Raw genomic sequence first — 12,062 nt, forward strand, 5'->3', positions numbered from 1 at the left:
TCTACCGTTCGAAAATGGTTCGTTTTATTTTCGGCAAAGCCTGTTCTCTAGACTCATGATAATCGATTGTGCGCGCAAAGCGACCATCCGCACGAAAGAGATATACGCCTGATGTATGATCAATTGTATATTCGCCGTCGCCTGTTTCAACGCGTTTGTAGGTTATGCCGAATAATTTCGCTGCCTCACGAAGTTGCGCCTGATTGCCGACCCAGCCCTTAACCGTTGGATTGAAATAACTGAGATATTCGGCCACAGCGTCCACATTATCGCGTTCAGGGTCTACTGTGATGAAAACCACGTTCAAAGACTTCGCATCATCGCCCAGCGCTGATATCCATGATGAAATATCGTTCAACGTTGTTGGGCAGATATCTGGGCAAAAGGTGAAACCGAAAAACACCATTGTAGGCATACCGACCAGTTCTCTTGGATGAACCGCAAGCCCCAAATGATTTGTCATCTGAAAGTCCATGTTAGTCAGCGAAACTGGTATGTTTCTGGGCTCGTCTTTTTTGCCGGGTCCATCAACCTGCCACCACCCAAAGGCGATGAGAACGGTTACAAAACAGATAGCAATTCCGGCGGACTTAAAAGCTGACGTCATTTGGCGTCTGCGCTACGAGCGCCGATACTCAAGATTGGAACACTAAACAGCTTCTGCGAGCCGTCTTCAAACATGAGAGACATAGAAGTGGAAGCCCCTTCCAAAAGTGGCTCATTAAGTTCCATAAGCATGATGTGATAACTTCCAGGCTTAAACTCTAATGTTCCGCCGGGCGATAAATGCACCTCTTTCACAGGTTTCATCGTTCCTACACCCTCAGCGCTTACCGACGTTTCGTGGATTGAACTTCGACCCGCAATTTCAGACACAACACCAGTAATAGTGATCATCTGCTCACCTGTATTAACAACGGTCAAATATGCTGCTGTGGGCCTCATCGTCCCAACACTGGCTCTAGCCCACGATGAGGAAACCTGGACTAGCTCACTCTGAATAACTTCTTGAGCCGACAAAACGCTCGGGAGCATTATGGCAATGAAGGTCGCAATTACTCTCGCATTTAGTGATAAATACCTCATCACTGTGCTCACCTTCACTTACTAGTTTCACGTGATTGCTCAACAGCTGCACGTACCTGCGCAATAAGTTGTTTTGCACCAAACTCAGCCAAAGGTTTCCCATTGACAAAAAATGTTGGTGTCTGCCTGACGCCAACGGTCTGCACATCAGCTTTGTCTTGATTGAGAATACCCACGATACTGGGAGACTTAATTTGCGTGAGCGCCTCCTCCATATTAAGTCCAGCGTCAGCAGCAATCTCTAATATTTTTCTGGTGTCAGGCGCGCCATGGGAGGCCCACTCATCTTGATTGTTTAGCAGCGCTTCCTTGACGGGAACAAAAATGTTTTGAAGCCGCGCGGCCTCCAATATTAGAATTGCCAATTCAGATCCCTCGCCGTGAAACGGCGTATATCTCACTACAACGTTTACCTCTTCGGGATACTCAGCCATTATCTCTTTCAAGGTAGGGTAAAATGCGCGGCACGCCTCACAAGCCGGATCGAAAAACTCGACGATCGTCACGGGCGCATCTTCTGGCCCCATAATTGGTGAATATGGACGTACCAATCCCCTCTGGCGTTCATTACCTATATCAATCTGCCAGCATTGGAAGCTTTGGCCTTGAGCGCAAAACGACGCGGGAAACTATTAGGCAATCAGTGACGCTTATAAAACCTCATGTAGATAGAGGTTCAAGAGATTTTTTCACAACAGTCAACTGGAACAATTTCGAGTGTTAGCGCCTTATAACTCAAGAAGTGATATTGATTGTGCCCGTTACACACGTTTCTAGGATTAACTGTTTGCCTTTCGCAAATGAAGCCAAAATATGAGAGGTAAGAGAAGTGCCGCATGATCATTCACATCTTAACGCTGCCTCTGGAGATAAGCGCGTTGGAATTGCCATATTTGCTAACGCGTTACTCACTGTAGCCCAGATAACTGGTGGAATCTACTCGGGTAGCCTGGCGCTTATAGCTGACGCCATCCACAATTTCTCAGATATGGCATCGCTCGTCATCGCTTTCGTCGCGCGCAAAATAGCGCGTCGTCCAGCTGATTCAAAAATGACTTATGGATACGGGCGAGTAGAGATTGTAGCGGCTCTGATAAATTATACCTCACTCATAATTATTGGATTTTATCTAATCTATGAAGGCGCAATGCGGCTCATTGATCCGCCAGAAATTGCAGGTTGGACAGTTGTGGTTTTGGGTGGAGTAGCATTGATCATTGACGCCCTGACAGCACTGCTAACCTATTCAATGCAGAAGGGTAGCGTGAACATCCGTGCCTTATTTCTACATAATCTATCTGACGCGCTAGCATCGGTCGCAGTTATTATTGGCGGCTCGTTGATACTTCTCTACGATATCCGGTGGGTGGATCCCGCCATTACCATCTGTATTGCAGCCTATATCTTGTATCTGTCTTTTACCGAGATCGGTGGGCCAATACGAATATTGATGCTCGCGAGCCCGCCCGATATTGACGCCGGAAAAGTTATTGAGGCGGTTGAACAAGTAGATGGGGTCAAAGAATTGCATCATGTCCACCTTTGGCAGATGGAGGAAAATATGGCCGCGCTTGATACCCATGTTGTTGTCGAGACGGACCAATTGAGCGAGATCGAAACTATCAAAACAAAGATAAAATCGCTGCTAGCTGATCAATTCAACATCGAACACACAACACTTGAGTTTGAAAACTTCAGGCATACGCATGAGGACGCCGCAAAAATTGGTCACGAATAAGCAAACAGGGCAACCGAAAGATTTTTTAGAAACTAACCGAGCCACACATCCAAGAACAACATGATGACCAAGCCAACAGCAAGTCCCATCGTTGCGTGATTTTGGTGACCGCTGCGATGAGTTTCCGGGATTATCTCATGGCTGATAACATATAGCATAGCACCAGCGGCAAAGGCCAACCCCCACGGTAACAATGGTTGCGCGAATACGATCACACTGGCACCCAATAGTCCTGTTACCGGTTCTATCAAGCCGGTCAGCGCAGCAACGATAAATGCGCGTTTCGCCGTATATTTTTCGCCTAGCAAAGCAACCGCCACAGCGAGGCCTTCTGGCGCATTTTGCAGGCCGATGCCCAAGGCTACAGGAAAGCCCCCTTCTAAACCCTCGGCGCCAAATGCTACACCCACCGCAAGTCCTTCAGGCGCGTTATGGATAGCGATAGCGATTACAAAAAGCCAAACCCTACGCAGTGATGCAGAGGCAGGTCCTTCTCGACCTGTTTTGAAATGTTCATGCGGGATTAGTTCGTTCAGCAGTGCCACCGCACCCATACCGATTAATATGGCGATGCAAACAATAAGCGCTGGCATCGGTCCCTCGCCGTAGCGAATTTCCGCCACATCCAATGCCGGAATGATCAATGAGAAAAAGGAGGCGGCTAACATCACGCCAGCAGCAAAACCGAGAGAAACATCACGCCATTTTTGAGTTGGAGTTTTACCGAACAAGACTGGCAACGCACCAACACTCGTCATGAGCCCCGCTAGCAGGCTACCAAGGAAGCCAAGCATAATTGGCGACAAGCCATTTAATGTATTGAAAATTTCGGAACTGGTCACATCAACTCCCCGATTAATAGTCAACGCTTAGCAGGCGTTGTTTTCGATCCATCGCGCCAACAGAATTGCCGCGTTGACCAAAGATTCTAATTAGCCTCCTATTTAAAATATAGCAATGGCTATATTATTTAAGACCTAACCAACTTGCGTAGCGTAGGCATGATTGCGTACTGTGATGGCTGCTGGGCCATTTCTAACGTTTTACATTATGAGATGATTAACAATGAGCACATTGAAGAAAACGGCAACAACGGCAGAGAAGGTCAACGAAACGGACTTGCAAATTCATGGTTTTCGCCAGACGCGTCACAATCGCCGCTTGGAACTAGTTGAGGATTACGTCGAGCTCATTGCAGATTTGATTTCTAAACATGGCGAGGCACGGCAAGTTGATATAGCCCGAGAACTTGGCGTTGCTCAGCCGACCGTTTCCAAGATGCTCAAACGGCTCGCCGCAGATGAAATGATTGTTCAAAGGCCCTGTCGCGGGGTATTCCTTACCGACAAGGGAACTAAGCTGGCGAAGCACTGCCGGGAGCGCCATTCCTTGGTTGAAACGTTTTTAGTAGCGCTGGGCGTACCAGCTGAAGTTGCGAGCATTGATGCTGAAGGTATTGAGCATCATGTAAGTGAGCAGACGATTTCTGCGATTAAGAAATTTCTGAATTCTGATGGCGCGTCCAAAAATTGAAGTTTCACAGAGTAAACAAATTCCTGCCAATATTATTTGTGTTTTAATCGCATTTACTCTTAATCCAAGCATCTGATTTTGCAGAGATTTTAGCCCTTTATGATAGCCATAGTTTGACTGGCTAAATGGAGGATGGAACCAATGCTACGCGCTTCACTGATGACTGCAATCTTAATCTTGTCAACGATTTCGGCAAATGCCAACGCACTGCACTTAAACCCTAGTCAGCCAGAGACAGCGGTCAGCATGCAGACTTTCGGACCAACAACGATACCGATTGGTTACTACGAGTATTGTCAGCGCTATCAAGAACGCTGCGCGCGTCCCTCCGGCGGTTCTTATATCGAATTGACGCAACAACGTTGGTCAGAAATCGTCGATGTGAACTATCAAGTGAACCGCACCGTCAAACCGTTGACTGATCCGGAGATCTTCGGCGTTGAGGAACTTTGGGAATACCCAAAAAACGTGGGTGATTGCGAAGACTACGTACTTCAAAAGCGCAAAGTTCTGAACGAGATGGGCTACCCACTTGGCTCGTTATTGATCACAGTCGCACGCGATGCACAAGGCGGCGGACACGCAGTTCTTACTGTTGTGACAGATAGGGGCGATTACATTCTGGATAACGTCGAGCAAAATGTGATGCATTGGAAAGACGCGGAACTCTATTATTTGAAACGCCAATCTGAATCCAATCCTAATGCATGGGTTAGCTTAGTGCAAAACTGATACCCTGCTATGATTTCGAAACTTTCGGTTTTATCCGTCGATTAACTATATATTAACCAACAAAATTCGCTGGTTGCCTCCGCTCTCCAACAATGATTAACTTTTCGTTAATTGGCGTTTCGGAGAGTGACTGTGAGTTTAGTGATAAAAGCAATTTGCGTCGTAGGATTAACCTTGTTGAGCGCGTCGCTATCTGTATCCGCGTTGGCTGAGCCGATGAAGACCGGCAAGCTAACATCTCAGCCGATTGGCCATTATGAGTTTTGCCTCGCCTATCCTGACGAATGCAAACAGCTTCGAGGTATTGACATTAAACCAGTGAAGCTGACCAAAGAGATTTGGTCATCCATGGTGAACATAAACTCTGCTATCAACATGGTCGTAGAACCAAAAAGCGACCTGGATATTTATGGTCGTGAAGAAGTTTGGACATTCCCTGATCAAGCGGGTGATTGCGAAGACTACGTGCTGTTAAAACGACAGATGCTAATTAACGAAGGCGTTTCGCCATCTTCCCTGCTGATCACTGTTGTACGACGTCCTGATGGAGAAGGTCATGCAGTTCTAACGGCAAGAACTGACCGAGGTGACTTCATACTTGATAATTTAACAAATCAAGTGAAGTCTTGGGATCAGACACCTTACACCTACCTAAAGCGTCAGTCTATAAGGCACCAAGGACATTGGGTTAGTATAGAAACGACTGACGACACGCTAGTGGGTTCGGTGACGAAATCCGAGTAAGAAGTTTCAACAGTCAGATTTTATATAACACTTTTGAACTAGCTTTCGACCACTACCCCCGGAATTTTGAATATGCGGCGCCACAAGAGCGCAATAATCAAAACTACAATAAGTAGAAGAACGAAACTGAAAGCGCCCCAGCCCTGCTCTACAGCCCTTTCAATTGCGGACCCCAAGAAGTAGCCGGCCCCAACCATTAGTGTTGCCCACAAGAGTGCGGACGCACAATTCAAAGCCGTGAATTTTTGCCACGAGATTTCTGTTATACCTACAGGCAAAGCACCTATAGTGCGCATGCCCTTTGGATAGCGGTAGATAAAAATATATGCCGAGCCATAGCGATCAAGCAAAGTTATTGCCTTATCCGTTCTCGATTTTAGCTTGGGATGAGATTTAAGGAAACCAGCGCCATACCGCTTTGCGACAAAGAAACGTAGTTCATCTCCTAAATACCCTCCAGCAAACGTAACTGCAGCCACCAGAGACAAATCCAACGCTCCGACTTGGGCTGCATATCCACCGAACAAGGGTAGTGAGCCACTTTTTAGTGCGCAATATCCAAACAAAAGAAGGTAAACAGCAGTGCCGTGGTTATTGATGAGCGTCAAAATTTGTTCCACTTATCCGCTCCTTAAACTGATGCTTCGCCAAAAAGTGACAATCTCTTAAGCTATTATTTGTGGTGCTAAACTGATCCGGCAAGGTTAGTGCGCACTCCAAATATTTTAGTCACCAATATCCTATCGCGAATAATATTGATATTTTCAGGCAAGTGAGTATTTACCCCGCGCTGTTTTCCTAATTCTTCCGGCCGCTATTAATTCTGAAAGCGCCCGATAAGTCGCTTCATGCGTAAGGCCGATCTCAGTTGCCAGTGAGATGACATCACTCGTGAGCATTCCCTGAGCTATTGCGGTGTATACGCGTTCAATGGCTGGGCGTGTTGACCTGATCTCAAGGCTATGCCGATAAGCTTGCACTTGGTGCGCAAAGCGCGCCGTTAAAGTCTCGGCAAAATGTAAATTTGTCCTCATGGCATTCAAAATAGCTGATTTCTGAAGAACAATGATTTGTGAGTGAGTGATTGTCACAGCATCACAATGATAAGCCTCGGAAAATAAAGATGCCTCGGCAAACGTCTGACCTTCACTAGCACGATGAATAATGACCTTATCACCATGGGCAGTATGTCGCTCCAGCTGGACGATACCAGTTTGCAAGAAATATATGGAATACGGGCCATCGTTTTGCCGAAAAACGAATTCACCTTCGTCATAGGTTTTTGCCGCGTAGGCGTTCTTATCGAGTTCATTAAATGGGCTAGGTAACATTATTCCATTATATGATCGAAATCATATTTGAACAAGGGCGCTAGGACTAGGGTTATCCGGGAAAAGGAGAACTAAAATGACCCGCAAAACAGTCTTGGCTATCTCTGCTGCTGTGATTTTTGGTGGCGGGGTGACAGCATTCGCTATGCAGGAGCATACTGATCACGATGGACATAACATGCCAACGTCAACGGCGAACACTCCATCAGAAACAGGTCAGTCAGCTTTCGCTGCAATGGCTGAGATCGTACGAATGCTTGATTCCGACCCAGATACAGATTGGTCAAAGGTTAGTATCCAAGCATTACGCGACCATCTCGTTGATATGAATGAGTTGACGCTAAACGCTGAAGTCAAACAACAGGTCAACGATGCTACAATAACGTATTTTGTAACCGGCGAAGGCAATGCAATTGAGGCCATTCAAGCTATGGTTTCTGCTCATGCGCTGCAACTCGATAAAATGGACGGTTGGTCGGCTTCAACAAGCAACGAGGTCGATGGTGCCAAATTGATGATGCAGCCAGCGACGGAAGTAGAGCGAACCAAAATAATTGGACTGGGCTTCTTTGGATTAATGGTTACTGGTGCCCATCATCAACCGCATCACTTTGGTATAGCAACGGGTCAAATGACGCACTAAACTGTCGATGTTCGTATGGGGTCAAGATACTGTAAATTGACCCATCATACCTCGGTCCTCATGTTCAAGAATATGGCAGTGATACATGAATGGGTTGTCTTGACTTGCGGGCATTTCGAACTTGACCAGCATTTCGGTGACACTGTCAACAACAACAGTATCCTTCCAACCGATACTCTCTGGTTTCGGCTGGCCACTATTCTCGCGGAGCACTTGGAAAGCGACGCCATGGATATGAAACGGATGAGCAAGCATTGAGGTTGAAACGATCCATTTCTCGACAGTGCCCAGCTTAACTTTTAAATCCATACGAGACATTTCAAAGCTCTGACCGTTAATGCCCATGTTCGACATCATACCGCCGCCCATCATGCCACCACCCATCATACCACCAGACCCAGTGTTCATATCCAGTGAGAATTGGCGAACTGCAACTTCCTGGTTTTCCAAATCTGGTTCGTCACCATTTATCTGATCAGGCACAGCAGTAAATCTAACAGGCAATCTATCATCAACAACAAAAGGCATAACGACGAAGGAACGATCAACTACATTATCTATCATTCCGCGGACACGTCCCATCATGCCACCCGGCCCGGTGTTTGGATCACCTGCTGAAATCATAGTCATGGTGTTACCATTGCCAAAATCCACAAGTAACTCTGCGCGCTCACCAGGAGAAAGTCGAAGCGTATCAATGGATCTCGGTTTATTTAAATACCCACCATCTGTTGCAATCAAATGAAGCGAGCGGTCATCGTCGGCAGACAACGTATAAATGCGCGCGTTAGATCCATTGATAAGGCGGAGCCTTACAATTCCTTTTGGGACTGAGGCCACAGCATTCACTTGCCCGTTCACCAAAATGGTATCGGCCGTAAAGCCATGCATTGCATCCATCATTGATAAATCATAGCTAAGCTGACCTCGGCTCGTGAACCTGCGGTCCTGAATTACCATCGTCAAATCATCTACGCCATACTCACTCGGAATGGCGCGATCTTCGTCACGATTATCACTCACATGAATTATACCTCCTAATCCCGCATAGACATCAGACGCGGTACGACCATGTATGTGGGTGTGGTAGAAAGCGGTCGCAGGCTGCTGATTAATCTGCATTTGAGGCATCCAGCTTTCGCCGGAATTTACGGGAATATGTGGGCCACCGTCATGTTCACCGGGCACCAAGAGTCCGTGCCAATGGACTGTCACTGGGTTCCGCAATTCATTGTTGACCTGAGCCTGAAGTGCACCGTTTTTCATGCGGATCGTTGGACCAAGATAGCTTTGATTAAACCCTATGGTGTCAGACACCATATTCTCGAAGAAGGCGGTTTTCCCCGATTGTGCCGTTAGGTTGAGCTTGCCACTGTTTGTAGTGTCTAGAAGCGGTGGCATTTTCAAAGCCGTGCGCTTGCTCAAGTCTACTTTCAATTTCCCTGAATTTGCGGCTAGCACATATGCACCACCAAATGCGATTAGCGCGCCACCACCGAGTAGAAAATTTCGACGATTCATGATCGTTTTCCTTTATCCGCTTTTTAGAGTTCGTACGCGTTCCACCTGATGGAAGGTCAAGGCTTAGATACGAGTGGTATGGACTAATTATCCATCCGCAATTTTATGCGATTGCCGGACGAATTTTCCTATAGGCAATCAAAAGAAACGGTATCGCAACGGCTATCCCGAGAAGAGCTGAGAACCACATTGCAAGATCGGTATCACCATCGATCGCCATTTCTCCGAGGTGCGCCATGAGAAAAGCTGTTGGAACAACACCGATGAGTGTAGCCAAAGCAAATCGCCAAGTTTTGATGACGCTCAATCCTGCCGCATAGCTAATCATGTCGAATGAGACGAACGGCAATAAACGACTTAAAAAGATCGTAGCAGTCAGCGCATTTTGCGAACCTAAAAGACCTTTGTCTGCTTTTTCACCAAACCATTTTTGAACAGCATTTCGTCCAAGCCACCTTGATAAATTAAATGCGATCATCGCGCCAATAAATGCGCCCATAATGACATAAACTGTGCCAAGCGTTTGCCCGTAAGCGGCACCGGCTGCTATCGCAATAGGCGCACTTGGTATTGGACTGGCAACGACTGCAGCCACCATAAATCCAATGACAATCAACGGGCCCCAATTTCCCGCGCGTTCAACCCAAGCAGAGATATTATCGGAATTTATACTAGTGAAAAACGAGCCCAACAGACCTGATGCCCACAAATATCCAAGTAGAACAATGGCAAGAAGAACGATCGTTACCTTTAACCAGGTTATCTTTGAAGACGCGTGAGACACCCATAAAATCCGATTCTTGATTGGCAAATCCGTCCGCCGAAATCGTTCATACGCCTTCCAGCAGATGGAAGGTCAAGCAGTATTAAAACGTAACTCAGTCGGCATCCAAATATCTCCATAAAACCATGTGACTACTGGCTCTCAAGCCTTGCTTCATCGACCATTTGAACCAGACGGTCTGTCTCGACCAAGCCGGGCGCAATTGATTTTCCGATAATGAATGTTGGTGTGCCAGTGATATTAAGACCCTCAGCAAGCTCCATTGAGACAGCGATATGACTGTCGATCTCGGGCGCATTCATGTCAGCTTGTAATTGCTCAATATCCAACCCGATTGAAGCTGCGGTCTCCAATATAGCCTGCTCTTCCGCACGGCCTTCAAGTGACATCAATGCCCAATGAAATTCTTCGTACTTACCTTGGCTTTGCGAAGCTAAAGCAGCGCGCGCGGCATATACCGAACCAGGTCCAAGAATAGGCCATTCGCGATACACAAGACGTACATTGTCATCGCGCTCCAACAGCGCTGCAATCTCTGGCTTTACACGTCTGCAGTAGGGACAATTGTAGTCGAAAAACTCCACGATGGTAACATCGCCGTCAGGGTTGCCCAATATTGGCGCATTTGGATCACGCTCCAATTCATCGCGTCGATCCGATAAAATAGATGCTAATTGCGCGTCTTGGCGCTCTTTAGCGATCTGCTCTAACCGCTCGAAAGCCTGTTGGATAATTTCAGGATTTTCCATGATTGCTTCAAGCGCTAATTGCTTGATCTGGTCTTCGCTCATTTGATCATCGGCTGTTGCAGGGACAGACATCCAGGCAAGAGCAAGAATGATAAGCGAGCCTCTTAAAAGATGGATGATTATGTTGGATCGCGTAATGGCTTTTGTGTTAACTCTCATGATGAACTCACTTTGGATTACTTGATTTGTTTGAAGCTGACGCCGCCGCTAGGAAACATCCAGCAGACAAACCGATGCTGGCCACAACGTTCCAACCGGCAAAGGAAAGACCTAGAAAACGCCCAGCGGCTTCATTGCAAGACGGAGGTCGTGTGGTGGATAATGCACCAAGTAAGTCGTTAGCATCAGTTGTAGAGAAATTGCCTCCAGCACCGCAGCTTATGGGCCCAAGCCAGAAGCCCCACTCTACGCCTGAGTGATACATCGCAAGCAATGTACTGCCAACAAAAATGAGCCCCACAGTGAATAGGACCGCTCGAAGCACTTGCTTGCTTAAGCGGTCGCCGAACGCAATGAGACCAGCGCCCAATAGCAATGGTATCGCAACATAATAGGGTATTCTCTGCCATAGACAAAGTTGGCAAGGCAGGTATCCCGCGAACTGAAACGCCCATGCCGAGCCAACAACTAAAAGCGCTAAAGCGCCAAGGATCAGCGTAACGGATGCGGTTTTTTCACGCGCAACATTTTGGAGGTCGGCGATCATATTTATTCCTTTGCTTTATAGGATTTGTTCATTGCATCGTGACGGGCCCGTGTCTCCTCGGACCATGTACTTTTAATGTAGGAGAGGACCGCAATGATCTCTTTGTCCGACAACACATCTTCATAGGCCGGCATTGCAGACTCGTAGTTTTTCAAGTTTGCGGCTTTAACGACACCGAGCTTGGTAATATTGAACAAGACTTGATCAGGATGATGCCAAGTATGGCCCGTTTCATCGTGGGGTGGTGCAGGCATCATCCCGTCGGCGCCTGGGCTTCTCCAGTCCGCTACCTGCCCCTCCAAATTCACACCATGACAAGACGCACAGCTTTCGCGGTAGACACGCTTACCAATAGAAACGAACTCGCTATTGTCGGGCAAAAGTATGCCCACAGTTTCAGCCCGACTTGGAAGCAACCAGAAGCTGACTGCAGCGGCAACGATTGCAGCACAGAGTAAAGCGAAAAGCGTGAAACGGAAATTCTTAATCATTTTG

General features: G+C 47.1%; 16 protein-coding genes. 5 read left to right on the plus strand and 11 right to left on the minus strand.

The window, feature by feature from the left end:
- Position 1: 1 nt before the first annotated feature.
- From SU32_RS12430 to SU32_RS12440, 3 genes are read right to left on the minus strand one after another with little or no spacing between them, the layout of a single operon-like run.
- Positions 2-607, minus strand: a complete 606-nt coding sequence (locus SU32_RS12430) for an SCO family protein (RefSeq protein WP_053999703.1) — start codon at positions 605-607, stop codon at positions 2-4.
- Positions 604-1,086, minus strand: coding sequence for a copper chaperone PCu(A)C domain-containing protein (locus SU32_RS12435; RefSeq protein WP_053999704.1), 483 nt, complete (start codon positions 1,084-1,086; stop codon positions 604-606). The genes SU32_RS12430 and SU32_RS12435 overlap by 4 nt, the downstream gene beginning before the upstream one ends.
- 14 nt (positions 1,087-1,100) lie before the next feature.
- A complete protein-coding gene (locus tag SU32_RS12440; protein WP_053999705.1) occupies positions 1,101-1,613 on the minus strand; it encodes a DsbA family protein in 513 nt (170 codons plus the stop codon).
- 302 nt (positions 1,614-1,915) lie between these two features.
- On the opposite strand from SU32_RS12440, the gene SU32_RS12445 reads away from it, so the two are divergent.
- The gene (locus SU32_RS12445; RefSeq protein WP_053999706.1) at positions 1,916-2,824 is read left to right on the plus strand and encodes a cation diffusion facilitator family transporter; all 909 of its coding nucleotides are present in this window, start codon (positions 1,916-1,918) and stop codon (positions 2,822-2,824) included.
- A gap of 32 nt (positions 2,825-2,856) precedes the next feature.
- Here the strand turns inward: SU32_RS12445 and SU32_RS12450 are convergent, their stop codons facing one another.
- Positions 2,857-3,666, minus strand: a complete 810-nt coding sequence (locus tag SU32_RS12450) for a ZIP family metal transporter (RefSeq protein ID WP_245625537.1) — start codon at positions 3,664-3,666, stop codon at positions 2,857-2,859.
- A gap of 223 nt (positions 3,667-3,889) precedes the next feature.
- Between SU32_RS12450 and mntR the strand changes: the two genes are divergently transcribed.
- From mntR to SU32_RS12465, 3 genes are all read left to right on the plus strand, one after another.
- The gene (gene mntR, locus SU32_RS12455; protein WP_053999707.1) at positions 3,890-4,357 is read left to right on the plus strand and encodes a manganese-binding transcriptional regulator MntR; all 468 of its coding nucleotides are present in this window, start codon (positions 3,890-3,892) and stop codon (positions 4,355-4,357) included.
- A gap of 141 nt (positions 4,358-4,498) precedes the next feature.
- Positions 4,499-5,089 (plus strand): transglutaminase-like cysteine peptidase, encoded by a 591-nt coding sequence (locus tag SU32_RS12460; RefSeq protein ID WP_053999708.1) that lies wholly within the window; start codon positions 4,499-4,501, stop codon positions 5,087-5,089.
- 126 nt (positions 5,090-5,215) lie between these two features.
- Complete coding sequence (locus tag SU32_RS12465; protein ID WP_425394277.1) at positions 5,216-5,833, plus strand: transglutaminase-like cysteine peptidase; 618 nt, start codon at positions 5,216-5,218, stop codon at positions 5,831-5,833.
- Between the two features lie 38 nt (positions 5,834-5,871).
- Here the strand turns inward: SU32_RS12465 and SU32_RS12470 are convergent, their stop codons facing one another.
- Positions 5,872-6,453 (minus strand): DedA family protein, encoded by a 582-nt coding sequence (locus SU32_RS12470; protein WP_053999709.1) that lies wholly within the window; start codon positions 6,451-6,453, stop codon positions 5,872-5,874.
- Positions 6,454-6,597: 144 nt separating this feature from the next.
- Positions 6,598-7,164, minus strand: coding sequence for a Crp/Fnr family transcriptional regulator (locus SU32_RS12475; RefSeq protein WP_053999710.1), 567 nt, complete (start codon positions 7,162-7,164; stop codon positions 6,598-6,600).
- 76 nt (positions 7,165-7,240) lie between these two features.
- On the opposite strand from SU32_RS12475, the gene SU32_RS12480 reads away from it, so the two are divergent.
- Complete coding sequence (locus tag SU32_RS12480) at positions 7,241-7,807, plus strand: hypothetical protein (RefSeq protein WP_053999711.1); 567 nt, start codon at positions 7,241-7,243, stop codon at positions 7,805-7,807.
- 21 nt (positions 7,808-7,828) lie between these two features.
- Here SU32_RS12480 and SU32_RS12485 read toward each other — a convergent pair whose 3' ends face one another.
- From SU32_RS12485 to SU32_RS12505, 5 genes are all read right to left on the minus strand, one after another.
- Positions 7,829-9,328, minus strand: a complete 1,500-nt coding sequence (locus SU32_RS12485; RefSeq protein ID WP_053999712.1) for a multicopper oxidase family protein — start codon at positions 9,326-9,328, stop codon at positions 7,829-7,831.
- 103 nt (positions 9,329-9,431) lie between these two features.
- Positions 9,432-10,139: a TVP38/TMEM64 family protein gene (locus SU32_RS12490; protein WP_211097763.1), complete on the minus strand. Its 708-nt coding sequence runs from the start codon at positions 10,137-10,139 to the stop codon at positions 9,432-9,434.
- Positions 10,140-10,243: 104 nt separating this feature from the next.
- Entirely contained in the window at positions 10,244-11,020 is a 777-nt protein-coding gene (locus tag SU32_RS12495) for a DsbA family protein (protein ID WP_082376713.1), read from the minus strand.
- Positions 11,021-11,027: 7 nt separating this feature from the next.
- Entirely contained in the window at positions 11,028-11,567 is a 540-nt protein-coding gene (locus tag SU32_RS12500; protein WP_053999713.1) for a disulfide bond formation protein B, read from the minus strand.
- A gap of 2 nt (positions 11,568-11,569) precedes the next feature.
- On the minus strand, positions 11,570-12,058 hold the full coding sequence (locus SU32_RS12505) for a c-type cytochrome (RefSeq protein WP_053999714.1): 489 nt from the start codon (positions 12,056-12,058) through the stop codon (positions 11,570-11,572).
- Between the last annotated feature and the right edge of the window lie 4 nt (positions 12,059-12,062).

Source organism: Ahrensia marina (assembly GCF_001293565.1).
Lineage (GTDB): Bacteria > Pseudomonadota > Alphaproteobacteria > Rhizobiales > Rhizobiaceae > Ahrensia > Ahrensia marina.